This window comes from Janthinobacterium sp. SUN026, from assembly GCF_030397625.1.
GTDB lineage: Bacteria > Pseudomonadota > Gammaproteobacteria > Burkholderiales > Burkholderiaceae_D > Janthinobacterium > Janthinobacterium kumbetense.
The window spans coordinates 1,111,532-1,132,959 of the sequence record NZ_JAPQNU010000002.1; the positions used below are offsets into that span (position 1 = coordinate 1,111,532).

The 21,428-nt window shown below is 62.1% G+C and carries 26 protein-coding genes and 1 pseudogene; 11 read left to right on the forward strand and 16 right to left on the reverse strand.

Annotated elements, in window-relative coordinates; translation table 11 throughout:
* Positions 1-56: 56 nt before the first annotated feature.
* On the forward strand, positions 57-962 hold the full coding sequence (bla, locus tag OX459_RS14575; RefSeq protein ID WP_289905560.1) for a subclass B3 metallo-beta-lactamase: 906 nt from the start codon (positions 57-59) through the stop codon (positions 960-962).
* Between the two features lie 85 nt (positions 963-1,047).
* Complete coding sequence (locus OX459_RS14580; protein WP_289905561.1) at positions 1,048-1,527, forward strand: META domain-containing protein; 480 nt, start codon at positions 1,048-1,050, stop codon at positions 1,525-1,527.
* A gap of 100 nt (positions 1,528-1,627) precedes the next feature.
* Here the strand turns inward: OX459_RS14580 and epsC are convergent, their stop codons facing one another.
* Positions 1,628-2,566, reverse strand: a complete 939-nt coding sequence (gene epsC, locus OX459_RS14585; protein WP_289905562.1) for a serine O-acetyltransferase EpsC — start codon at positions 2,564-2,566, stop codon at positions 1,628-1,630.
* A 188-nt stretch (positions 2,567-2,754) separates the two neighbouring features.
* On the opposite strand from epsC, the gene OX459_RS14590 reads away from it, so the two are divergent.
* Complete coding sequence (locus tag OX459_RS14590) at positions 2,755-3,942, forward strand: multidrug effflux MFS transporter (protein ID WP_077402553.1); 1,188 nt, start codon at positions 2,755-2,757, stop codon at positions 3,940-3,942.
* Between the two features lie 127 nt (positions 3,943-4,069).
* On the opposite strand, the gene OX459_RS14595 is transcribed toward OX459_RS14590, so the two are convergent.
* Together OX459_RS14595 and OX459_RS14600 are read right to left on the reverse strand one after the other, a co-directional pair.
* Positions 4,070-4,366, reverse strand: coding sequence for a hypothetical protein (locus OX459_RS14595; RefSeq protein WP_289899018.1), 297 nt, complete (start codon positions 4,364-4,366; stop codon positions 4,070-4,072).
* 80 nt (positions 4,367-4,446) lie between these two features.
* Positions 4,447-4,887, reverse strand: a complete 441-nt coding sequence (locus OX459_RS14600) for a carboxymuconolactone decarboxylase family protein (protein WP_035817618.1) — start codon at positions 4,885-4,887, stop codon at positions 4,447-4,449.
* A 104-nt stretch (positions 4,888-4,991) separates the two neighbouring features.
* Between OX459_RS14600 and OX459_RS14605 the strand changes: the two genes are divergently transcribed.
* A complete protein-coding gene (locus OX459_RS14605) occupies positions 4,992-6,464 on the forward strand; it encodes a PLP-dependent aminotransferase family protein (RefSeq protein ID WP_289905563.1) in 1,473 nt (490 codons plus the stop codon).
* Here the strand turns inward: OX459_RS14605 and OX459_RS14610 are convergent.
* The 5 genes from OX459_RS14610 to trxC form a co-directional block, all read right to left on the reverse strand.
* Complete coding sequence (locus OX459_RS14610) at positions 6,433-7,023, reverse strand: DUF1287 domain-containing protein (protein WP_289905564.1); 591 nt, start codon at positions 7,021-7,023, stop codon at positions 6,433-6,435. The two genes, OX459_RS14605 and OX459_RS14610, sit on opposite strands and share 32 nt — an antisense overlap.
* A 62-nt stretch (positions 7,024-7,085) precedes the next feature.
* Positions 7,086-7,421 carry a DUF6616 family protein gene (locus OX459_RS14615; protein WP_289905565.1) on the reverse strand — a complete coding sequence of 112 codons (336 nt, stop codon included), beginning with the start codon at positions 7,419-7,421 and terminating at the stop codon, positions 7,086-7,088.
* Positions 7,422-7,437: 16 nt separating this feature from the next.
* A complete protein-coding gene (locus OX459_RS14620) occupies positions 7,438-8,184 on the reverse strand; it encodes a HEAT repeat domain-containing protein (protein WP_289905566.1) in 747 nt (248 codons plus the stop codon).
* Positions 8,181-8,702 (reverse strand): MarR family transcriptional regulator, encoded by a 522-nt coding sequence (locus tag OX459_RS14625; RefSeq protein WP_289905603.1) that lies wholly within the window; start codon positions 8,700-8,702, stop codon positions 8,181-8,183. The genes OX459_RS14620 and OX459_RS14625 overlap by 4 nt, the downstream gene beginning before the upstream one ends.
* 70 nt (positions 8,703-8,772) lie before the next feature.
* Entirely contained in the window at positions 8,773-9,225 is a 453-nt protein-coding gene (gene trxC / locus OX459_RS14630; RefSeq protein WP_251351148.1) for a thioredoxin TrxC, read from the reverse strand.
* A 159-nt stretch (positions 9,226-9,384) separates the two neighbouring features.
* Between trxC and OX459_RS14635 the strand changes: the two genes are divergently transcribed.
* A complete protein-coding gene (locus tag OX459_RS14635; protein WP_289905567.1) occupies positions 9,385-10,812 on the forward strand; it encodes a coniferyl aldehyde dehydrogenase in 1,428 nt (475 codons plus the stop codon).
* On the opposite strand, the gene OX459_RS14640 is transcribed toward OX459_RS14635, so the two are convergent.
* Complete coding sequence (locus OX459_RS14640; RefSeq protein ID WP_034785705.1) at positions 10,813-11,418, reverse strand: LysE/ArgO family amino acid transporter; 606 nt, start codon at positions 11,416-11,418, stop codon at positions 10,813-10,815.
* 202 nt (positions 11,419-11,620) lie between these two features.
* Between OX459_RS14640 and OX459_RS14645 the strand changes: the two genes are divergently transcribed.
* Together OX459_RS14645 and OX459_RS14650 are read left to right on the forward strand one after the other, a co-directional pair.
* Positions 11,621-12,511 carry a LysR family transcriptional regulator ArgP gene (locus OX459_RS14645; protein ID WP_034785706.1) on the forward strand — a complete coding sequence of 297 codons (891 nt, stop codon included), beginning with the start codon at positions 11,621-11,623 and terminating at the stop codon, positions 12,509-12,511.
* 105 nt (positions 12,512-12,616) lie between these two features.
* Positions 12,617-13,633 (forward strand): alpha/beta hydrolase, encoded by a 1,017-nt coding sequence (locus tag OX459_RS14650; protein WP_289905569.1) that lies wholly within the window; start codon positions 12,617-12,619, stop codon positions 13,631-13,633.
* Positions 13,634-13,739: 106 nt separating this feature from the next.
* On the opposite strand, the gene OX459_RS14655 is transcribed toward OX459_RS14650, so the two are convergent.
* From OX459_RS14655 to OX459_RS14680, 6 genes are all read right to left on the reverse strand, one after another.
* Positions 13,740-14,378 carry a phasin family protein gene (locus OX459_RS14655; protein ID WP_099664585.1) on the reverse strand — a complete coding sequence of 213 codons (639 nt, stop codon included), beginning with the start codon at positions 14,376-14,378 and terminating at the stop codon, positions 13,740-13,742.
* 280 nt (positions 14,379-14,658) lie between these two features.
* Positions 14,659-14,979 carry a hypothetical protein gene (locus OX459_RS14660; protein ID WP_099664586.1) on the reverse strand — a complete coding sequence of 107 codons (321 nt, stop codon included), beginning with the start codon at positions 14,977-14,979 and terminating at the stop codon, positions 14,659-14,661.
* A 27-nt stretch (positions 14,980-15,006) separates the two neighbouring features.
* A complete protein-coding gene (locus OX459_RS14665) occupies positions 15,007-15,378 on the reverse strand; it encodes a VOC family protein (protein WP_289905571.1) in 372 nt (123 codons plus the stop codon).
* Positions 15,379-15,494: 116 nt separating this feature from the next.
* Positions 15,495-16,766, reverse strand: coding sequence for a YncE family protein (locus OX459_RS14670; RefSeq protein WP_099664588.1), 1,272 nt, complete (start codon positions 16,764-16,766; stop codon positions 15,495-15,497).
* 54 nt (positions 16,767-16,820) lie between these two features.
* Positions 16,821-17,714, reverse strand: coding sequence for a creatininase family protein (locus OX459_RS14675; protein ID WP_354669662.1), 894 nt, complete (start codon positions 17,712-17,714; stop codon positions 16,821-16,823).
* Positions 17,715-17,867: 153 nt separating this feature from the next.
* Positions 17,868-18,332, reverse strand: a complete 465-nt coding sequence (locus tag OX459_RS14680) for an SRPBCC family protein (protein WP_289905572.1) — start codon at positions 18,330-18,332, stop codon at positions 17,868-17,870.
* Between the two features lie 373 nt (positions 18,333-18,705).
* Between OX459_RS14680 and OX459_RS14685 the strand changes: the two genes are divergently transcribed.
* The 4 genes from OX459_RS14685 to OX459_RS14700 all read left to right on the forward strand — a co-directional run bounded on the left by OX459_RS14685 (position 18,706) and on the right by OX459_RS14700 (position 21,270).
* Positions 18,706-19,122, forward strand: a complete 417-nt coding sequence (locus OX459_RS14685; protein WP_289905573.1) for a hypothetical protein — start codon at positions 18,706-18,708, stop codon at positions 19,120-19,122.
* Positions 19,123-19,172: 50 nt separating this feature from the next.
* Positions 19,173-19,469 (forward strand): hypothetical protein, encoded by a 297-nt coding sequence (locus tag OX459_RS14690; RefSeq protein ID WP_289905574.1) that lies wholly within the window; start codon positions 19,173-19,175, stop codon positions 19,467-19,469.
* A 537-nt stretch (positions 19,470-20,006) separates the two neighbouring features.
* On the forward strand, positions 20,007-20,411 hold the full coding sequence (locus OX459_RS14695) for a DUF4304 domain-containing protein (RefSeq protein ID WP_289905575.1): 405 nt from the start codon (positions 20,007-20,009) through the stop codon (positions 20,409-20,411).
* 91 nt (positions 20,412-20,502) lie between these two features.
* Complete coding sequence (locus OX459_RS14700) at positions 20,503-21,270, forward strand: hypothetical protein (RefSeq protein WP_289905576.1); 768 nt, start codon at positions 20,503-20,505, stop codon at positions 21,268-21,270.
* Positions 21,271-21,313: 43 nt separating this feature from the next.
* Here OX459_RS14700 and OX459_RS14705 read toward each other — a convergent pair.
* Positions 21,314-21,428, reverse strand: a pseudogene (locus tag OX459_RS14705) (IS30 family transposase); the annotation flags it as partial.

Genomic DNA, 21,428 nt, shown 5'->3' on the forward strand with positions numbered 1-21,428 from the left:
TCGCGCCCCGTTCCATGTCAGCATATGCCACCCTGGTACCACGGATAAGGATCGCAATGCCCCCCACTCTTACGCGCGCGCTGGCACTGGCGCTGCTGGCAGGCCATGGCTCCCTGGCATTGGCGCAGGCGCCAGTCACGCCGCCGACGCCTGGCTGCGACGTCTGCGCCACCTGGAATGCGGACCAGGCGCCGTTCCGCATCTTCGGCAATACCTATTATGTGGGCGTCAAAGGCCTCAGTTCCGTGCTGGTGACGTCGCCGCAGGGCCACGTGCTGATCGACGGCGGCTTGCCGGAATCGGCGCCCAAGATCATCGCCAATATCGGCACGCTTGGTTTTCGCATCGAGGACGTCAAGCTGATCCTCAATTCGCACGGCCATATCGACCATGCGGGCGGTCTGGCCGAACTGCAGCGGCGCAGCAATGCGCTGGTGGCCGCCAGCCCGTCGGCGGCGCTGGACCTGGCGTCGGGTGAAGTGGGGCCGGACGACCCGCAATACCACGCGCTGCCCAAGTACCCGCCCGTGAAGGACATGCGCCTGGCGCGCGACGGCGGCCAGTTCAATGTCGGACCTGTCAACCTGACGGCGCACGCCACGCCGGGCCACACACCCGGAGGCTTGAGCTGGACGTGGCAATCGTGCGACGGCCCCCGCTGCCTGAACATGGTCTATGCGGACAGCCTCAACGCCGTCTCGCGTCCCGGCTTCAAGTTCAGCGCCAGCAGCGAGTATCCGAACGCGGTGGCGGACTTGCGCCGCAGCTTCGAGACCCTGGAAAAACTGCCCTGCGACGTGCTCATTTCCGCGCATCCGGAGGCTGCACAGTTGTGGGAGCGGCTGGAAGCGAGCGCCACGGCCGGCAGCGACGCCTTTGTCGACCCGCAAGCCTGCCGCGCCTATGTGGCGGCGGCGCGTACCGTGCTCGACTCCCGGCTGGAACAGGAAAAGCAGCAGTGAGATTGCCAATGAGCTTGTCAACCGTGCACGCTGGCGCAGCGCCGATCTGCTACGCTGGCGCCATTCATTTAAAGAAGGAACCGCCATGTTCAAACTCGCCAGCCTGATTCCCCTCGCCGCCATCGTCGCCATCACCGCCGGCTGCGCGCAAACACCGGTGCGCAGCGACGCTGCCGCCGCCGCGCCAGGCGCCACCTCGCCAGCCAAGCCGGCGCCCAAGCTGACGGGCACGCAGTGGAAGCTGAAGGAATTGCAGGGCAAACAAGTGGTGCGCAAGGCGCCCGAGCAGCGCGAAGTGACCCTGCTGCTGGCTGAAGGCCGCGCCAGCGGCAACAGCGGCTGCAACCAGATGATGGGCGGCTACACCAGCGATGGCGTCAGCACCTTGAACTTTGGACAACTGGCAGGCACCATGATGATGTGCCAGCCGCAGGACATGGACCTGGAACGCCTGCTGCTGACCACCCTGGGCGAAGTCAATGGCTACCGCTACGCCGACCAGGAATTGCTGCTGTTGAAGGATGGCGTGCCCGTGGCGCGCTATGAAGCGCTGACGGTGAAGTAAGGTCATCACAAAGCCAGGAACCCTCTCCTGGCGCGAAGAGTGGCCGAAAAACGTTCAGGGCAAAGCGCAGCGCCGCCATGGACGTTTTCTCGGCCACGCTTCAATCGTTGCGCATCTGCGCCTGCGATACATTGCTTTCTGGCGGCACGCTCTGCGTCAGCCACACATTCCCCCCGATGGTCGATCCCGCGCCGATGGTGATGCGCCCCAGCACGGTTGCGCCCGCGTAAATCACCACGTCGTCCTCGACGATGGGGTGGCGCGGCGTGCCCTTGATCAGCACACCGCTGGCATCGGCCGGGAAGCGCTTGGCGCCCAGGGTAACGGCCTGGTACAGGCGCACGCGCTGGCCGATGATGGCCGTCTCGCCGATCACCACGCCCGTGCCGTGGTCGATGAAGAAGGAGGCGCCGATATGCGCGCCCGGGTGGATGTCGATGCCCGTCAAGGTGTGCGCGATGTCGGCGATCAGGCGCGCCAGGAAGGGCGCGCCGAGCGCGTGCAGGCGGTGCGCCAGGCGGTGGTACAGGATGGCGATGGTGCCCGGATAGCACAGCATGATCTCGGCCACCGAGGTGGCGGCCGGGTCGCCCGCGTAGGCGGCCTGCACGTCCGACACCAGCAGCGCGCGGATATCGGGCAGGCTGGCGGCGAAGGCGCGCGTGATGTCGCGCGCCTGCTGCGCCAGGGCCGCATCGTCGCTGGCGCCATCGCCTTCATCGCCGGCCGGCACGGAAAAGAGCAAGCCGCGCCGCACCTGCTCGCTGAGGCGGTTCAGGGTGGTGTTGAGCGTGTCGCCGACAAAATAATCGATGCTTTCGTCCGTCAGGTTGGACCGCCCGTAATGCGTGGGGAACAAGGCTGCCGACAGGCCGTTGACGATGGTGGTAAGGGCTTCGCGCGACGGCAGTTCGCGCACCCTGCCGTTATGGCGGATCTTGTGCTTGTCTTCGCGCGAGCTGCGCAAGGCCTGGATCACGGGCCCCAGGTTCCACTGGGCCGTGTCGTCGGCGGGCGCCGCGGGATAAATACTGTGCATGGCGTATCACTTCCAGAAAACGGCAAACAAGCCGGGTCGCCCCAGCTTAGCGGCGGCGGCAAGCGATGCAAACGAAGAATTTCAAGATTCTATATGCGAAAAACGCATATGGTTGGCAAAAAGGCCGGCGCCAAACCTGATTCCGGTCACTAGCGTAAAATGACGGACTAACAAAAACACTCTTCAACATGACTAAATTATTAACATGGATTTTGGCGGGCCTGGCGATGGTCGGACCGCTTGCAATTGACACCTATCTGCCGTCTTTCCCCGCCATCGCGCATGATTTCAATGCCAGCCCCCTGCTGGTGCAGCAAACCCTGAGCTTTTTCCTGTTCACGTTCGCCTTCATGATGCTGTTTTACGGCACCCTGTCCGACTCGTTCGGCCGCCGTCCCGTCATTCTCGTCTCGCTGGTGCTGTATGTGATCGCTTCCGTGGGCGCCGCGCTGGCGCCGTCGCTGGGCTGGCTTCTGGCCTGGCGCGTGCTGCAGGGCCTGTCGGCGGGCGCCGGTTCCGTGATCGGCCGCGCCATCGTGCAAGACCGCTATTCGGGCGCCGCCGCGCAGAAAATCCTCTCGCACATCATGATGGTGTTCGCGCTGGCGCCGGCCATCGCGCCCGTGCTGGGTGGCTGGCTGCAGGTGGGCCTGGGCTGGCGCTGGATCTTCTGGTTCCTGACGGCCTTCGGCGTGCTGATGTTCGTCGTCGTCTGGCGCGCGCTGCCGGAAAGCTTGCCGAAGGAGCAGCGCCACGCCTTCCACCTGGGCGACATCGCCGTCAATTACTGGAAAGTGCTGTGCCACCGCCAATTCCTGCTGCTGTCGACGGCCATCGGCGCCGCCTTTGGCGGCTTCGCCCTGTACATCGGTTCGGCCGCCTACTTCATCATCAACATCCTGCACCTGCCGGAGACGGCGTTCGCCTGGCTGTTCATTCCATTAATTAGCGGCATGGTGTTCGGTTCGGCCCTGTCGGCGAAAATCGCCCACCGCTACAGCCAGCGCCAGATGATCTGGACAGGCTTCATCCTGATGCTGATCGCCGCGCTGGTCAACATCGGCTACAACTACTTCTTTGCCGCCGAAGTGCCGTGGGCCGTGCTGCCATTGTTCTTCTACTCGTTCGCCCTGTCGATCGCCATGCCGCCGATGACCCTGATGGCCCTGAACCACTTCCCCAACAACAGCGGCCTGGCATCGTCGATGCAATCGTTCATCCAGATGCTGCTGTTCGCGCTGGTGTCGGGCCTGGTGGCGCCGCTGCTGTTCGACAGCGCCCTGAACCTGGCGTATGGCGTGATGGCGGGATTGCTGGTGAGTTTGCTGTGCTGGGTGTTTGCGCAGGGCAAGAAAGCGGAAGTGGTCAAGCAGTAGCTTTTACAGCGGATTTTTCAGGACGGGGGCACCTGAAAAACGTTCAGGACAAGGCGCCGTGCCGCAGGCAGTACGCTAGTACGGCAAGGCACGGCAACGCAGTCATGGACGTTTTCTCAGGCGCTCCTCAAGGCCAGGGGGCGGGCGTCACATCCACATACTGCGCGCCGCCCTGCTCCGGTTCCGCTTCATTTTGCTGCGCCGGCTGGTTCAGGGAACCGGCCGGCGAACGCAGGCTCAAGATTTCCTTGCGCGCCTCGACGAAGTCGGCGGAACTGAGCGGGTGTTCCTGGTCGGGCCAGTGGCTGACGGCCCATTCCTGCAAGGTTTCAAAGCGCCGCCACAGTTCCGCGATGAATTCGCGGCGCGCCTCTTCCAGCTGTTCCGGTGTCTTTTCAATTGCTTCGCTGATATTGACTTCCATGGCCGTTCCCCCGCTGACAAGTTGTCTTGCCAGACTACGCAGGGATCAGCCAGGCGTCTGTTCGCGAACGAACACAGGATTTATTCGGGCATCTTGCGGAAACCCACGGCCAGGCGGTTCCAGGTATTGATGGAGCCGATGGCCAGGGTCACGTTGACCATTTCCGCCGGCGTCAATTGTTCCGCCAGCGCCGCATACACGTCATCGGGCGCCTGGCTTTGCGGCAGCAGGGTCAGCGCTTCCGTCCAGGCCAGCACGGCCCGCTCGCGCGGCGTGAAGAACGGCGTTTCGCGCCAGACGGACACGGCATACAGGCGGCGCTCCGTTTCGCCCGCCTTGCGCGCGTCGCTCGTGTGCATGTCCACGCAAAAAGCGCAGCCATTGATTTGCGAGGCGCGCAGGCGGATCAGCTCGAGCAGCGAGTGTTCCACGCCCAGCCTGGCGATTGCCGCTTCCAGCGCGTACATGGCCTTGACGGCGTCCGGCGAAGCTTGTGTAAAATCGAGTCGTTGCTGTGTCATGATGCATTCCTTGAGGGAGTAGAGATGCACCATTGTAGTAGCCCAGGAACAGCACGCGGCAGGCCAATCCCCCCGAAAAACAGCAGACCACCAGCAGATACTCCATGGAATTACACATCCTGATCGACGGCACGCGCGACCTGGGCGGCCAGCTGTACCGCCAGCTCAGCGAGGCCATCCGCTCGGGCCGGCTGACGGACGGGCAGCAATTGCCGCCCTCGCGCCTGCTGGCCAGCCAGCTGGGCCTGTCGCGCAAGACGGTGTCCGACGTGTATGACAAGCTCGGTTATGAAAAGCTGCTGGTCGGCAAAGTGGGCGTGGGCAGCTTCGTGCAGACGCCGCACGCGTCGCCGCAGCGCCGGCACGCCAGCACGCCGCTGGCCAGCGCCCAGCGCATCGCCCGCTGGGAAGCGACGCCCACGCCCCTGCGCCGCGCCAGCCAGGAAGAGCCGGCGCGCTATGCCTTCATCGGCGGGCGCGCCACGCCCGCGCACTTCCCGCAGGATGAATGGCGCGCCTGCATGCTGCACGCGCTGCGCCAGGGTGGCCAGGCGCGCGGCCGCTATGGCCCTGTTGCCGGCTTGCCGGCCTTGCGCGCGGCGATCTCCGGCCATGCCGCTTTCAGCCGCGGCATCCATTGCACCGAGGAACAAGTGCTCGTCACCAGCGGCGCGCAGCAAGCCTTGCACCTGCTGGCGCTGACCTTGCTGGAAGCAGGCGACACGGTTGCCGTGGAAGAACCCGGCTACCCGGTGGCGCGCGCCGTGTTCGCCAGCCAGGGCGCCCGCGTGGTGGGCATCGACGTGGACGAGGATGGCCTCATCGTCGGACAAATCCCGGACGGCACGCGGCTGATCTATGTCACGCCCGCGCATCAATTTCCGCTGGGCATGCCGATGAGCATGGCGCGCCGCCATGCCTTGCTGGAACGGGCGCAGCAGCTGGGCGCCATCATCATCGAGGACGACTACGACAGCGCCTTCCGTTACGAAGGCCGGCCCGAAGATTCCCTGCAAAGCATGGACCGCTACGGCGTCGTCGCGCACGTGGGCAGCTTTTCCAAGATCATGCTGCCAGAATTGCGGCTCGGCTATGTTGTGCTGCCGCAAGCTATCGTGGCCGCCGTGGAAACGGTGAAATACCTGAGCGATTGTCACACGGCCAGCCTGGGCCAGCATGCGCTGGCCAAGTTCATCAGCGACGGCCATCTGCTGCGCCATATCCGCCGCTGCCACGATATCTATGCGGGGCGGCGCGAGCGGCTGCAGCACTGGTTCAACGGCCCGCTGGCGCCGTGGTTCCGCCTGGTGCCCGCCAGCGCCGGCTTCCACGTGGCGGCCCTGGCCCAGGCGCCGCTCGATATCGCCGAATTGCTGCGCCGCGCGCGCCTGGCCGACATCAGCCTGTATGCGTTATCGGGCTTTTACCATGGCGTGGCACGCCACGCAGGCCTGTTCCTCGGCTATGGCGCCATCGACAAGCTCGATATCGACACGGCGCTGACCCAGGTGCTGGCGATCCTGCAAGAGATCGCTCCCCTGCCCCTCAGCGGGGTTGCCAACGATAGTGTCCCGTGATGGGATAGCTGAATAGAATATTTTCCTCGCGCGCGCCTTCGCCGATGTTGTGGATGATGAGCGGCACGCCGCTCCACGACTGCTTGTCGCTGACGATGCCGATGTGCGTGAGGTTGCGCGGCAGGCGCCAGGTGACGATGTCGCCCGCGCGGTAAGCGTTGGCCTCTTTGCTTGGCGGCAAGCTGGTGCCATGGCGGGCAAAGTAGGTGCCCAGGTTCGGCACGCGCCGGTGGTCGATATTGCGGTCCGGCCCCTTCATCTGCCAGCGTCCCTGCTGCTGGTACACCTGCCACGCCTTGCGCATGTCTTCGTGCACCAGCACCTGCAAATCCTGCCCCAGCTGACGGTAGGCGCGCACCACCACGTCCGTGCACACGCCCCGTTCCAGCGGTACGTCGCCGCCCGGATAGGCAAGGCGTTCATAGCGCGGATCGTACTGCAGGGTCACGCCCACCTGCTTGCGGGCGGCGGCGACGAGGGCTTGCGGGGTGGCAGGAATGGCCGAGGCCAGCATGGGCGCCAGGGCAAGCATCAGGATGGAGAGCAGTTTGATTGGCATCAACGTCAATGGTCGGATGAAAATGCCAACTTTACCGCAGCGGCAAGGAAAACGGCGGACGGCTAGATGCCCGCCAGTTGCGCCAGGTGGGCAGGAAAATCCACGGCCGGTCCCGCCGCATTGATGGTGTCGAAGTAATCATGCCAGCCCGTGGCCGCGATGCCGGCCAGCAAGACATCCAGTGCCGCCTCGTCCGGGAAGCGCCAGACGGCATAAAATTGCTGGGCAGCCCCATGCAGCTTGCCGCCATCGATGGCGCCCATGGCCAGCGCTTCGGCACCCGTGCCGGACAAGGCTGCCATGCCGGCGCCCACCGTGCCGAAATACGCCTGGCGCGCGGCGGCATCGAGGGCCAGCCAGGCGGGTTTCGGGCTGTACAGTTCTAACAGGTAATGCATGTTTTCCTCCAAAAAGTTAAGCAAGCGAGCGTTGGGCGCGCTTGCAGATGCGTTGGGTGGCGGCATTGGCACTTTCCTGCAGCCATTGCGCACACAGGCTGCGCACCCAATCCGGCTGGCTCTTGGCCGCATCGTTGAGCCAGTTGGCCACGGAATCCTGCACGTAGACGGCCGGATCGGCGCGCAAGGCGTGCAACACGGGCAAGGCCAGCTGCGGCTGTTCTTTCAACCGGGCAATATGCGCGCACCACACGCCGCGCGGGCGCAGCGCTTCGCAGGCGAAGCGGCGTACTCTTTCCGACGGGTCAGCCGTCCACGGCGCCAGCAAGGCAATGGCCTCGTCAAGGCTCTCCGCCAGATGGGGCCGCAGCGCCAGCCAGGCCCATTCGCGCACGCCGAAGTGCCCATCGTCGGCCAGCGGCCGCATGGCCGCCAGCCGTTGCGGCAAGGTCAGGCCAGCCTGCGCGGCGATGGCAAAGCAGACCCAGCCACGTACCGTGTCGGAGGCATGTGCTTGCAGCAGCGCCAGGTCGGTGTTGGCTTCCAGCAGCAATTGTGCCGCCAGCGCCATGCGTTTGGTGATGCCGGCTGCGGCCTGCGCGCGCAGTTGATCCAGGCGGGCGGCGCCGATAGCGGGCACGGCCGCAGCCAGCAGCACGCTGAAATCGATGGCCAGCCCTTCCGTCAGGGTGGTACTGGCCACGCTCCCGCCGTTCAGCAGGGCCAGGCGCGCGGGAGCGATGTCGGCGACGCCGCGGCTCATGGCGCATCCTGCATTTCACCTCTATCCGTCTTGCGCCAGGCTTTTTCCAGCAGCGCACTCAGCAACTGCATTTCTTCCGGCGTGAAATCGGCAAACAGGCTGGCGATCCATTGCGCGTGTTCATCGACCAGGGTCGCGGCGGCCATGTCTCCCTTGGCGCTCAGGCGCACCAGCAGCTTGCGCCGGTCGACCTGGTCCGCGTGGCGCGCCAGGAAACCATCGCGTTCCAGGCCGTCGAGCAAGCCCGTGATGGTGCCGCGCGTCACGCCGGCCTGCTCGGCCAGTTCGTGCGGCGACAGTCCGCCGGGCACGTCACGCAGCAGGGACAACAGCACAAATTTTCCTTCCGACAAGCCATGCCGGCCCAGGCGCGCGGCGCAATCGCCATCGATGGCGGAGGCCAGGCCCAGCACTTCAAAGCACAGACGCAAGCGCGCCGTGGACTGCGCCATGTCGAGACCGCTGGCGCGGCGCTGCACGTCGCCCAGCAAGGCTGTGTATTTCTGTTCGAGTTTTATCATATGGCGCAATATAATATGGCACCATATTAAATGTCAAATGGAAAACCTCAATGGTTTTCCCATGCGCCTAGAGACGCGCCTTGTCCCTCGCCCAGGCGATGATGGCTTGCGCATCGATGGCGCCCGGCTGGCGCGCCACTTCCACGCCCCTGCGGAACAGGGCCAGGGTGGGAATGCTGCGGATATTGAAACGGCTGCCCAGGTCCGGCGACGCTTCCGTATTCACCTTGACGACGCGAAATGCGGGTTCCAGGGTCTTGGCGGCTTGCACATAGAATGGCGCCATGCTGCGGCACGGACCGCACCACGGCGCCCAGAAGTCGACCAGCACGGGAATGTCGCTGCGTTCGATATGCTTGAGGAAGCGGGCGCTGGCCAGGTCCACGGGCTGGCCCGTAAATAAATCCTTCTGGCACTTGCCGCACGTGGGCTGTTCAATCAGGCGCGCCGCCGGCAAGCGGTTGACGGCGTCGCAATGGGGGCACACGATGTGCAGGGAGTCTGGCGTGGTCGAGGTCATGGCGTTCCTGGAAAGAGTAGCGTACAGTTGCCGGACATTTTACGGCGTATCGTGCAGCGCCGTCGGCACGCTGGCGGCACTTGTCCGCAGAGTCCACTATAGTGTGCTGAAACGTGTGATGAAACGGCGCGCACATTGCCGGGCCGGCCAAGGAAAACAATGCCTGATGTCGCAGAAAACATGCTATTGAGCACCGAACTCGCCGCCGCCCTGCGCTTGCAGCGCGCCGCCTGCCTGGCCCACCCCGTGCCGACCCTGGCCGAGCGCAAACGCGACCTGCACACCTTGCAGCGCTTCATCCACGACCATAAAGACGCGCTGTGCGCGGCGATCAGCGCCGACTACGGCAACCGTTCCCGTCACGAAACCTTGCTGGCGGAAATCTTCCCCGCCATCGATGGCATCGCCCATGTATTAAAACACTTGAAAAAATGGATGCGGCCGCAGCGCCGCGGCGTGGACTGGCGCAGCTTTCCTGGCGCCCGCAACCGCGTGATGCCGCAGCCGCTGGGCGTGGTGGGCGTCATCGTGCCATGGAATTTCCCCGTGAACCTGAGCCTGGTGCCCTTGACCTACATCTTCGCCGCCGGCAACCGCGCCATGGTCAAGATGAGCGAAAACTCGCGCCACCTGGCGCGGCTGCTGATCGACACCATACCCGCCTACTTTCCGCCGGAAAAGCTGCAGTTCTTTGACGAAACGGGCGGCGTGGGTATGGAATTTTCGCAACTGCCGTTCGATCACCTGCTGTTTACGGGTTCCGGCCAGACGGGCCGCGCCGTCATGGCGGCCGCCGCGCGCAATCTGTGCCCCGTCACGCTGGAGCTGGGCGGCAAGGCGCCGGCCATCGTCTGCGCCGATTTCGACGTGCGCACGGCAGCCGAGCGCATCCTGTTCGTCAAGTTTCTGAACGCGGGACAAATCTGCACCAGCGTCGACCACGCCTGGCTGCCAGAGGCCAGCATTCCTACCTTCGTCGAGCACGCACGCGCCATCGTGCCCACGCGCTACCCGCGGCTGGACACGCCCGACTACACCTCCATAATCGACGAGGCCGCCTTTGATCGCCTGCTGCAGGCGCTCGACGAAGCACGCGCGCGGGGCGCGCAAGTAATTTCGCTGTTGCCGGGGCCCGCCTACGACCGCGCCACGCGCAAGATCGCGCCGCACATCGTGCTCGGCGCCCCTGAGGACAGCCTGCTGCTGACGCGGGAAATCTTCGGTCCCATCCTGCCGCTGCGCGGCTATGCCAGGCTTGACACCGTGATCGACAGCATCAATGCGGGACCACTGCCGCTGGCCATCTATCCATTCAGCAACAAAACAGACACGGTGCAGTTGCTGATCGAGCGCGTGATGTCGGGCGGCGTGTCCGTCAACGACGCCCTGTACCACGTGGGCCAGCACGACCTGCCGTTCGGCGGCGTGGGCGAGTCCGGCATGGGCCACTACCACGGCGTCGAAGGCTTTCACACCTTCAGCAAGCTGCGGCCCGTGTTTTACCAGGCCCGCTACAGTGCGTTGAAACTGCTGTGGCCGCCGTATGGCAAGCTGGCCAGCCGCGTGCTGGCCTTCCTGACCCGCTGATTACAGGAACAGCGAGGCGGCGATGGCCCACATGACGAGCGCAATGATGCCGTCGAGCACGCGCCAGGCCATGGGCTTGGCAAACACGGGCGCCAGGTAGCGGGCACCAAAGCCCAGCAGGAAGAACCACAGGGCCGAAGCCATGATGGCGCCGCCGGCGAAGTAGAAACGTCCCACGCCTTCATGCTGGCCGCCGATCGACCCGAGCAGGATGACCGTATCGAGGAAGGCGTGCGGGTTCAGCAGGCTGAACGCCAGTGCGGCGCCGATCACGGCCCAGTAGCCTTCCGGCGACTTGGCAGCCGACACCGTCAAGGCCGTTGGGCGCCAGGCGGACTTGGCGGCACGCAAGCCATATGCGATCAGGAAGGTGGCGCCGCCGGCCTTGGCCCACAGCAGGAAATTGGGGTTGTCTGCAATGAAAGTGCCCATGCCGGCCACGCCGGCCGTGATCAAGATCGCATCGCACACCAGGCAGACCAGGATGCAGGTGAGCACGTAATGACGCTTCAAGCCCTGTTTCAGCAAGAAGGCGTTTTGCGTGCCGATGGCAACGATCAGGCTCGCTCCGAGCCCCATGCCTTTCAAGAAGATTGCGCTGTCCATATCGATTCCTTTATTGCTTTCCATCACGCGCACGGCCGCCCACGCTCTGCCGGCAACGGCAAAGTCATCAAAGGTAGGTGGAGGGTGTAGCGGTACCAGCAGGACCGCGCGGGAGAGTGGAGTTGTTACCCTATTTCAACAGTGTAAAGAAAAAGTAAATATAAGTATAATGAATGATTCTAACCATATATAAGAGAAACTTATGCGCGTCGTCGATTACCGTGGATTGGCCGCCCTCGACGCCGTGATCGGCCTGGGCAGCTTTGAAAAGGCCGCGCAGGCGCTGGCGATCAGCCAGCCGGCCGTGTCGCAGCGCATCCGCACCCTGGAAAACCTGGAAGGCACTTTATTGATCATCCGCAGCCACCCGCCCCTGCCCACGGAAGCGGGCCAGCGCCTGATCGCCCATTACCGGCAAGTCAAGCTGCTCGAAGCGGCGCTCGACGCCCAGCCCGGCCCCACCACGCATTTGCCGGAACTGGCCATCGCCGTCAACGCCGACAGCGCCGCCACCTGGATCCCGGAAGCGCTGGGACCGCTGCTGTCGCCGCCGTCCTGCCTGCTCGATATCCGCCTCGACGACCAGGACCACACCCTGAGCCAGTTGCGCGAAGGGCGCGTGTTTGCCTGCGTCACCAGCGCCAACGACCTGGTGGCGGGCACCACGGCCACGCCGCTGGGCGGCATGCGCTACCTGTGCGTGGCCTCGCCCGCGTTCGCGCAGCAATGGTTTCCCCATGGATTTACGGTGGAAGCCGTCAGCCAGGCGCCCGCCATCACGTTCGGCAGCAAGGATGCGCTGCACGAGCGCTACCTGCAGCACCGCCTCGGCTACACGGGCCGCTATCCGCACCACGTGCTCGGTTCGGCGCGCGACTTTGTGCGCTTCATCGAAGCGGGCTATGCTTACGGCATGGTGCCTTTGCTGCAGGCGGAAACGGCACTGGCCGCCGGCAGGCTGGTCGACGTGGCGGCCGGACAGGCGCTCGACGTGCCCCTGACCTGGCATGCCTGGGATATCCAGACCCCGCTCACGCGCACCCTGTCGGATGCCGTCATCGCCACGGCGCGCAAATGGCTGTTGCAGGATTGATTGACGCATGCCACATTTATCTATGCTATACAGCAACTTCCCCGTGTGCGCCCTGCCCTGCCTGGCCTACACTGCAAGCATCAACCCTCACCATCAGGAGCTGGCATGACGATCCTGCGCACCACCCTGCTCGGTTTGCTGGCGGCCATCCCGCTGGCTGCCGGCCTGGCCGCCTGCTCGCCCTTGATGGCCATCAATGCCTTCTCGTCCGGCAGCGCCTCGCACGTGACGCGCGGCCTCGCTTACGGCCCCCTGCCACGGCAAAAGCTCGACGTGTATGCCCCCAAGACCCGCACGGGGCCCGTTCCCGTGGTGGTGTTCTTTTATGGCGGCAACTGGACGACGGGCGAGCGCGCCGACTATGCCTTCGTTGGCCATGCGCTGGCGGCGCGCGGCTATCTGGCCGTGATCGCCGACTACCGGCTGTATCCGGACGTGCACTATCCCGAAATCCTGCAGGACGCGGCCCGCGCCGTGGCCTGGGCCGCGATGGAATCGAGCCGCCACGGCGGCGACCCGACGCGCCTGTTCGTCATGGGCCATAGCGCCGGCGCCTACAATGCGGCGATGGTGGCGCTCGACGCCAGCCTGCTGGCGCGCCATGGCATGCACCCGCACGACTTGCGGGGCTGGATAGGCCTGGCCGGCCCCTATGATTTCTTGCCGATCGAAAACACCACCACCCGGCCCGTTTTCTTTTACCCGGACACGCCCGCCGCGTCACAGCCCATCCACCACGTGACGGCCGCAGCCCCGCCCGCCCTGCTGATCGCCCCCCTGCCCGGACAGGATAAACTGGTCGATCCGCGACGCAACACGGGCGGCATGGCCAAGGCCCTGCGGACGCTTGCCAGGCCCGTGACGGAAACGTATTTCGACCACGTGGGCCACGCCACCCTGGTCGCCACGCTGGCCGCGCCCTTGCGCAGGCTGGTGCCCACCCTGGACGCCGTCAGCGCCTTCATCGACGCCAACAGCGCGAGCGGGAACGGTGATACGGTCTTGTCCGCCGTCTCGCCGAAGACAGCCGTGCCGGCAAGCATCACCGTGCCCACCCGCTCACCTGGCGCGGCCACGCCGGCCTCTGAACTGCACGCATACGACAAAACGCCCGCCCCGTGAAGGGCGGGCGCTCTGTCCAAACCAGGAGGCACGATGCTGCGTGCCGGCTGGCCGCAACTCAAGGCTCGGCCCTCGCGAAGCGGTTCAGCCGCAAGCAGCCTCGTACTTACTCTTTACGGCTGGCGCTGCTGCTCTTGCTTTGTGCGGAACCCGCTTGCGATACGCTGCCGCTGGCCGAGCCTTCGCTGCCGGCCGACTGCTGGCTGCCCTGGTGGCTGCCGCTTTGCAGGCTTTGGCCGTCACGGCTTTGCGCGCCCCGTTGCTGGTCGCGGCTGGCGCCGTTTTGCTGATAGGCCTGGAACGGTTCAGCGATGCGCTGCATGGCTTCCTGCTGCTTGCGCACGTTTTTCTCCGTTTCTTCCGACGCCGTGCGGGCCACTTCTTCGGCCAGCGCCTTGGCAGTACGGCTCGTTTCATTCACATGACGCTCTGCCACGTTGGCCAGTTCGACCTGCGTATCGGCTGCCAGGCGCGACACCTGTTGCTGGTACTTGCGCAGTTGCTCGGCGGCTGGCTGGCCCGCTGCGGCAGCCACCTGGAACACATCTTCAGCGCGCTCGACCGTCAGCAGGTTCTGGCTGGTGACCGCGGTTTCTTCCAGCAAGCCTTGCGCCAGTTGCATGTTCAGGTCGCTGAAGTGCTGCACCGACTGGAACAGCGACTTCGACAGTCCATTGAAAAAAGCCAGTTGCGCTTCCAGGTGGTTTTTGGCGGCGGGGGTAACACTACGGGAATATGGATACATGGAGTTCCTCATTAGATAGCGGTTGGGTGGACATAAACAGATGGCGACACCACCGGCTGTCGAACGGTGAGGCAGACGGCCGGGCTACGCCACGAAACGCGAAAAAACATATCCGATTGGTGGGACGATGCTTTGCAACGCGAGTCCCAAGGCTACGTGAGCACCGCAGTTGAGGGATGATCTGGATCAAAGGTGCGCTAGGCTGCGCAGAAAGTTTTGGCTGGACGGCTTGCCTTTGGCAAACGTCAGTGACGTGACGGGAAATCTGTGCCAGGCAGGTTCAGCCCGGCACGACGGGCTTGTAGCCACGGCTGCGCAGCGACGCTTCCAGCCAGCGGTTGCCATACCAGCCACGCGCCAGCAGGTAACTGAGCTCCGCGGCGGCCATCAGCAGCATCATCGGGCCGATGCGCAGTTCGGTGGCCAGATGGCTGCCAAACCACAGGCAGGCATCCATGGCCAGCATGAGCAGCAACAGCCACCAGCGGCGCTTGGCGACGGCCCAGAACGAGCCCAGCAACAGGGCCGGCCAGGAAAAGCCCGCTTTCACGTAGGCATAGCGGCCGGCATCGTCGGCAAACAGGGTGGCGCTGTGCTTCATGCTGCTCTCTTCAGGTAATGACCGGCGTCAAGGTTCGGGACGGTGGCAGACGGCTTCGACATTGTGACCGTCGGGGCCCAGCACGAAGGCGCCGTAGTAATTCGGGTGATAAATTTCGCGGATACCGGGGGCGCCGTTATCCTTGCCGCCCGCTGCCAGCGCTGCCTGGTAAAACGCATCCACCTGGGCGCGGTTATCCGCCGCGAAGGCGAGATGCATGCCGGCATGCGGCGCGCCGCCCACGCCGAACCAGAAATCGGGCTTGCCATCCTTGCCCAGGCCGACCCAGCCCTGCACTTCCATCACCACCGACACGCCCAAGGGCGCCAGGGCGGCCGAAAAGAAGGCCTTGCTGGCCTGTGCATCGCTGACATTCAAACCGATGTGATCAAGAATCATGCTGGTGCTCCCTGAAGGTAGTGGAATGGGGAATACAGTATGCGCCAACATTGCTTTTTAGGCAAGCATAACTGCAGACCCGGCACTGCGGTTCCAGGGAGCGCCACGCGCCTCGCCTAGCGCAGGTTGCCCGTATGCCCCAGCGAATAGCGGCCTGGCTGCGGCCACACGGTCAGGCCGTGCGGCTCCTGGCCGACTTTCACTTTGGAAACGTCGCCACTGTTCGTATCGATGCGGTAGACCACGTCGTCGAAACGGCCGGACAGCCACAGATATTTACCATCGGCACTCACATTGCCCATGTCGGGGCTGCCGCCGCCGGGGATCGGCCAGTTCGACACGACTTTTTCCGTCGCGAAATCGATCACGCTGACGCTGCCCTTGCCCTTCGGCTTGCCGTGGATGCGGTGCGTGCCGCGGTTGGCCACGTACAATTTCTTGCCGTCGCGGCTGGGGTACAGGCCGTGTGCGCCCACGCCCGTCTGGATGAAGCCGATTTCCTTCAGCGTGGCGCCATCGACGATGTGCACGCCGTCGGCGTCCATGTCGGCGATGAAGAATTTCTTGCCGTCCGGCGAGATGCGTATGTCCTGCGGCATGCCCTTCTTGACGCTGCAGATTTCATTCGCCGGGCCGCCCACGGGACCCGATTCGGCAAAGCGCTTGGCCGGCATCTGCAATTTCAGATAGCCGTCGACCTTGCGGCCCACCAGGTCGATCTTGGCGATGGTGCCGTCGAATTCGCAGGTGAACATGGCGTAGCGGCCGTCATTGGAAAAATCGGCATGGTTGATGCCGCCGCACTGGGGCGTGTCGATCGAGTACTGCACGGCCATGGTCTTCGGATCGCGGAAATCGAGGCGGTGGCGCGCTTCGGCCACGACGATGGCCGACTTGCCGTCCGGCGTGTAATACATATTATAAGGATCATCGACGGGCACTTCCTTGCCCGGCTTGCCCGTCAGGGGGTCGATCGGCGTCAAACTGCCCTTGTCCGTGCGCTCGGCGTTATTCGCCACCCACAGGGTGCGCAAGTCCCACGACGGCACGACGTGCTGCGGGCCGCTGCCGACCTTGAACTTGTCGACCACTTTCAGGCTGTCCTGGTCGATCACATACACGTCGTTCGAGCGCAGGTTGGGCACGTAGACCCGGCGCAAGTGATCCTTGACGACGGGACTCATATTGCTGCTGGCGATGCTGCCGTACACGTTTTTCGGATCGACCAGCGGCGGCATGCCCGGCAGCGGCGAATAGGCGGCGGCCGGCGCTGCGGCGGCCGGGGCCGGCGTACTGGCGCCGATGACCTGGCTGGCCACGCCCAGGCCGGCCAGTGCGGCAGCCAGGGCGGACAAGGTGACGATGGTGCGTCGTTGAGATTTTTTCATGTGATTTCGCGTCGTTTCGTTGCAAAAGCCGGAAGTTCAACACTTCCAGCGGAATTATTTAGGACGTTGCAGCAGCTGCCTGATAGCGGCCACCGAGGTGTCCACCTGCAGCTTGATGCCGATCTGGCCCAGTTCAGCCGTGGCGCGGGTCGCATCGCCGCGCACGCCGTCCGCCACGCCAGGCTTGGGTCCGTGGGCCATGGCCTCGCTGCGCACGAGCGACGGGTCCGTCGCCAGCATCAGCGCCGCGTCCGCCAAGCCGGCATGCAGGCCGATCTCGGCGCTGCTGTGGCCGCGCTTCTGCAGTTCGGCAATATAGGCCGATTGCGTGATGTCATAGTAGTCGAGCAAGGCATAAGCGCGCGCTTCCTTGCCGGTGGAAGCCTTGCCCCAGGCGCGGTTGAGCTTATTCGCCACGTTCTGCTCGTTCTTTTGATAGCCGCCATGGTCGCCGAGAAAAATGATGTCGCGGAAACCATGCTGGCGCAGGCTGGCGGCCGCCCCTTCCAGCACGGCCTCGAAGGCGGCTGGCGGTATCGAGATCGTGCCGGCAAAGCGCATGTGGCCTGCCGGCGGCGAAATACTGCCTTCCGGCACGTAGGAAACGACGGGCGCGACGATGGTATTGCCCAGCTTTTGCGCAATCTGCCGCGCCAGCAGCCCGGCGCGCACATTGTGCTTGCCCAGCGCGATGTACGGCCCGCTCTGCTCGACGCCGCCAATCGGCACCAGCACAGTGGTCGCGCCATGGTCGATACGGCTGCGCAACTCCGTGCTGGTCAGTTCTTCCAGCATGACGCTGCCGCTGGCTGGCGTGGCCGCCATGACGGGCGCCGTGAGCAGCAGGCACGAAAACGTCAGGACGAACAGGGAAACGAGGGGCTTGCGTGAAAGGCGGAGCGTGGATGGCGCGCAAGGCGCCGTTCGCTGGGGGAACTGCAGAGTCATAAGCCAACATCTTTCCGAGGTCAAAGCGTGGTGCCGTGCCCGGCCTTGCCAGGCAAGCTGGCTGCCACGCAAGAATTGTATTCCATCATGACGGGAACGGCACGTTAATTTGCTGCAGTGCTTTGCAAGGAATTGACGAGGGGAAACTATCTATCAGGCTGTAGTCGCGTCCGCCCTGCCCGCCTCGCCATCATGGAGTGTTTCGTTGCGCTTCTCGGCATAGGCCTTCAGCGAAAGCATCGTCCTGGGAAGCCCGTCCCTGACTTGCCTGGCAACGCCTGGGCCGAACAGAAAGGCAAGCGCTCCCGTAAACCACACGCTGTGAACGACTTCCGACCCGCCATTGACGGCGGCAACCGTGTGCTCGAAGTGGATGCGGAACAGGGGGATGTGGCCCTCGACGGTGAACGAGCGGCCGGCAGTGCGCTCCGTGACCAGCAACGGAATGCCCATGCCCTTGCTGGGAACGATCCTGCCATGCGTCCCCACCGCGAACGGCCCATTGAGCCGGGCTTGCTTTGTGTCCGGATCCCACAGGTGCCATCGGTCGACCTCGCTCCAAATCTGGTCGACGACCGTGGGCGGGACTGCAATGTGAATGCTTTCTTTGATTTGCATCAATTGGGAATCTCCCTATCATTGTGGTGAAAGTAACTGGGTCTGCTATCCGGCGCCGCGCAGTGTCTGCATATTTTCCTGCGGCATAGCATTCATCACGCAATATCGCCATGCCATTGCGCCAATTCAAAGATACTCCGCCAGCAAAAACAAATGCCGCAGCTTTTTCTTTGCCTCGACAAAAAAATATATCTGCTGGAATTGCAGGATACACTGTTTTTTTATCATGCCAATAGAATTAGATTCTGGTTATACTGGTCGCAGATAAAGCCGGGCCATGATGACAGCCTTGTTTGGCGCCAGGATCAAGGGATGCACCGGATTCGACCGCGCTGCTCGCCATAACCACGAGCATATGAAACTTTGAGAAATGATGAACACAGCACATTGGCGGGTTCAGGAACTACAGCATCACTCAGCGGATATCGCCTGGCTGCATGCCGAGGATGCCCGCCGCGCCTATGAGATAGCAGGCCTTCACGACTCGAAGACGCATCTCGGCCTGAACGTTAACACCGTTGACGCGATCGAGCGGTTCGCATCCGGAGAGGATGCGGCCATCGCAAGCAAATGGTTACGTGCCCGTATGCCAGGAAACCAGCAGCTGATCGTCGTGTTTGGAGAGGACGAATGTTTCTTGTGCAACAGTGTGTTCCTGGTCGAGAATTGGTCGGATATTTTTGTCCCGTCACGTGACGACGCGATGGTTTATTCGAAGGACACGCCGCTTATCCTGTTTTACTGCCACGAGAATGAATTCGAAGTGGGACAGCGAATTATCTTTGATTAACAACCGGGTCAGGCCAGGAGCAGCCTCTCAAAATTGAATACGAAAAACACATGGAACCAAAAGCTGCCACCACCTTATTAATGTTTCTGACGCCGTTTGTTGCATGGGCCTTCCATGGCCTGGGAGAAGTGCTAAACAAGCACTTGGGAAGAAACGCTGTAAACGGCGCCTCTGTCTACAACTGGCTATCGCTAACCATTGCCGCTCTGCCAGCATTGGCAAATAACCCTCAGGCCTTTGGAAGGCTTTTAGCGGCATTTTCCATATCCTGGATTGTGGGTGTGTCGCTCTCAAAAAAACATAAACGAAGCCACTTGGCGAATGCTGTGAAGACAACTGACGCTTAGAACTATGCCACCTTCGGGTGATTCAGTCAGTAACCGGCCAGAAGCGGCCATTCACGTTGCGGTGACAATGCGTGATTTTTTCCACTTGGTAATTTATTATGCTATTGGACTGCTGTTGGCGATCGCCACCGTTCATTCATCTCGTCAGCAGGTTAGCTTGACATCAACTGGACAGGCGAGACTACTCTCGGGAAAGTATGATATTTTTTAAAATTGCTGTGTTGTTGTTTGCTATCGTTTTTGGAATACCGAACCAAATCATCGACTACAAGCATCGAAAGAAAAAGGCATATGAACCAGGCGATGCCTGGGCATATTATTCGAAGCTCAGCAAGGAAGGGAGCGCTGAGGGCAAGTTCATGATGTACTCAACTTACTGTGGAATCGGCCTCATCGTCGCAGTCATTGTATTCCTCGCATATCGGCTGTTCACGGCTTAGGCGCTCGTCCGCCATCGGCCAGAAGCGGCCGGTCATTGAAAAATTTACTAAATGTGGAAGGACTGAATAGTCGCTCATGGTCGATGCTAGAAAAGAGATGAATGACGCCCTCAAGGAGGTTGTGGTCCCGGTGCTCCGTAAATTGGGTTTTAAAGGAACATTCCCTCATTTTTATCGCGAGCTAAATCAACACGTGGACCTATTCTCCTTTCAGTTTAGATTGGCAGGGGGCAGCTTTGTAGCTGAGTTGTCGTATGCAGAACCAGGAAGAGAGAACGTGTATATTGATAAAGAAGCCCCAGTAAGCAAGCTACGGGCTGCGCAGACATCGAAAAGGTTGCGACTGGGTGCAAGTGGCCCCGGTTCGGACAATTGGTTTTCGTTTGAGCCAGTTGGCTTCTTTAAACGACAGGCGGATTACCAGAATATTGCTTCAAGAGTAGCCTCCTTAGTTGAACAACAGGCTAAGCCGTGGTGGGACGAGAAGCGCCTCACTAGTTGAAGGCAGCAAACGGCCAGAAGCGGACCGTGACTACAAATTTAGATCTCAGTGCTGCAGTGACATCTCGCCAACTATACTGACCAAAAAATTGATGAAAGCCGAAAAATTTAAAAAATGTAAGTTGTGCGGTGAACTACGGCAGCTAGGGAATTCTCATGTAATTCCTGCCGCTTTCTACAAACCGTATCAAGAAGAAAAAAAAGCAGCGATTTTAGCTTCAAACACTCGCGGGACTTTTCCAAAAAAATCTAGAAATGGCGTCTACGACCAGACGATTCTATGCAAGGACTGCGAAAAATTATTCCAAGCGTTCGATGACTACGCCGCGAAAATTTTCCTTAATGAGACAGATCGCCATTTCAGAGCGGTAAAGACTCGCTCGGGGGTAGTGGGATTCCAAGCGGATGACGTCGATCAAAATCTCATAATGCAATTCTTAATCTCCGTACTCTGGCGCGCGTCCGTGTCATCTCGAGAATTTTTTTCACGGGTGAATCTCGGCCCGTTCGAAGCTTCTGCGGCGAAAGTGATTCAAGATTCTACTGATCCAATTCCGGCTTGTTTCGGAGCCTGCTTGTCTCGATGGGAAGACGATAACCTAGTCGGACACCATATGCTCATGGATCCAATACGTGAAAAATGGGAGGGCGTTAATGCATACCGCTTATACCTTGGACAATTTGTAGCGTACATTCGTGTGGATCAGCAGCCCTTCCGCGCTCTATTCGACAAAATTTCATTGCTGCGCCACCCGCAACTTTTTGTAATGAGTCGTTCCTTCACGTCGAGCAAAGATAGATTGGCCCTAATTCATACGGCTGTTGAGTCCATTTGCAACGATAAATTTCGGCGTGGTTAACGGCGCGTAAGTTGTTCCACAATGTCCGCTTCGGGGTGCGGATTCAATCGGTCAACGCAACACACTGTTCAAATCGTTGAGCCGGTGTTTGGTAGTGTAGCGTCTTCCTGGGGCGCTCGTTGAGTCGTCTGGCTACCGCGTCGAGTTGCTCTTGCGAA

Bases quoted from the DNA above. Each gene is read 5' to 3' on its own strand.
- OX459_RS14580 (WP_289905561.1), top strand. From the start codon at position 1,048: ATGTTCAAACTCGCCAGCCTGATTCCCCTCGCCGCCATCGTCGCCATC.
- OX459_RS14605 (WP_289905563.1), top strand. From the start codon at position 4,992: ATGGAATTACACATCCTGATCGACGGCACGCGCGACCTGGGCGGCCAG.
- bla (WP_289905560.1), top strand. From the start codon at position 57: ATGCCCCCCACTCTTACGCGCGCGCTGGCACTGGCGCTGCTGGCAGGC.
- OX459_RS14680 (WP_289905572.1), bottom strand. From the start codon at position 18,332: ATGCAAATCAAAGAAAGCATTCACATTGCAGTCCCGCCCACGGTCGTC.
- OX459_RS14665 (WP_289905571.1), bottom strand. From the start codon at position 15,378: ATGATTCTTGATCACATCGGTTTGAATGTCAGCGATGCACAGGCCAGC.
- OX459_RS14640 (WP_034785705.1), bottom strand. From the start codon at position 11,418: ATGGACAGCGCAATCTTCTTGAAAGGCATGGGGCTCGGAGCGAGCCTG.
- OX459_RS14650 (WP_289905569.1), top strand. From the start codon at position 12,617: ATGACGATCCTGCGCACCACCCTGCTCGGTTTGCTGGCGGCCATCCCG.
- OX459_RS14695 (WP_289905575.1), top strand. From the start codon at position 20,007: ATGAATGACGCCCTCAAGGAGGTTGTGGTCCCGGTGCTCCGTAAATTG.
- OX459_RS14675 (WP_354669662.1), bottom strand. From the start codon at position 17,714: ATGACTCTGCAGTTCCCCCAGCGAACGGCGCCTTGCGCGCCATCCACG.
- OX459_RS14595 (WP_289899018.1), bottom strand. From the start codon at position 4,366: ATGGAAGTCAATATCAGCGAAGCAATTGAAAAGACACCGGAACAGCTG.
- trxC (WP_251351148.1), bottom strand. From the start codon at position 9,225: ATGACCTCGACCACGCCAGACTCCCTGCACATCGTGTGCCCCCATTGC.
- OX459_RS14670 (WP_099664588.1), bottom strand. From the start codon at position 16,766: ATGAAAAAATCTCAACGACGCACCATCGTCACCTTGTCCGCCCTGGCT.
- epsC (WP_289905562.1), bottom strand. From the start codon at position 2,566: ATGCACAGTATTTATCCCGCGGCGCCCGCCGACGACACGGCCCAGTGG.
- OX459_RS14610 (WP_289905564.1), bottom strand. From the start codon at position 7,023: ATGCCAATCAAACTGCTCTCCATCCTGATGCTTGCCCTGGCGCCCATG.
- OX459_RS14660 (WP_099664586.1), bottom strand. From the start codon at position 14,979: ATGAAGCACAGCGCCACCCTGTTTGCCGACGATGCCGGCCGCTATGCC.
- OX459_RS14685 (WP_289905573.1), top strand. From the start codon at position 18,706: ATGAACACAGCACATTGGCGGGTTCAGGAACTACAGCATCACTCAGCG.
- OX459_RS14690 (WP_289905574.1), top strand. From the start codon at position 19,173: ATGGAACCAAAAGCTGCCACCACCTTATTAATGTTTCTGACGCCGTTT.
- OX459_RS14620 (WP_289905566.1), bottom strand. From the start codon at position 8,184: ATGAGCCGCGGCGTCGCCGACATCGCTCCCGCGCGCCTGGCCCTGCTG.
- OX459_RS14590 (WP_077402553.1), top strand. From the start codon at position 2,755: ATGACTAAATTATTAACATGGATTTTGGCGGGCCTGGCGATGGTCGGA.
- OX459_RS14615 (WP_289905565.1), bottom strand. From the start codon at position 7,421: ATGCATTACCTGTTAGAACTGTACAGCCCGAAACCCGCCTGGCTGGCC.
- OX459_RS14600 (WP_035817618.1), bottom strand. From the start codon at position 4,887: ATGACACAGCAACGACTCGATTTTACACAAGCTTCGCCGGACGCCGTC.
- OX459_RS14700 (WP_289905576.1), top strand. From the start codon at position 20,503: ATGAAAGCCGAAAAATTTAAAAAATGTAAGTTGTGCGGTGAACTACGG.
- OX459_RS14655 (WP_099664585.1), bottom strand. From the start codon at position 14,378: ATGTATCCATATTCCCGTAGTGTTACCCCCGCCGCCAAAAACCACCTG.
- OX459_RS14635 (WP_289905567.1), top strand. From the start codon at position 9,385: ATGCCTGATGTCGCAGAAAACATGCTATTGAGCACCGAACTCGCCGCC.
- OX459_RS14645 (WP_034785706.1), top strand. From the start codon at position 11,621: ATGCGCGTCGTCGATTACCGTGGATTGGCCGCCCTCGACGCCGTGATC.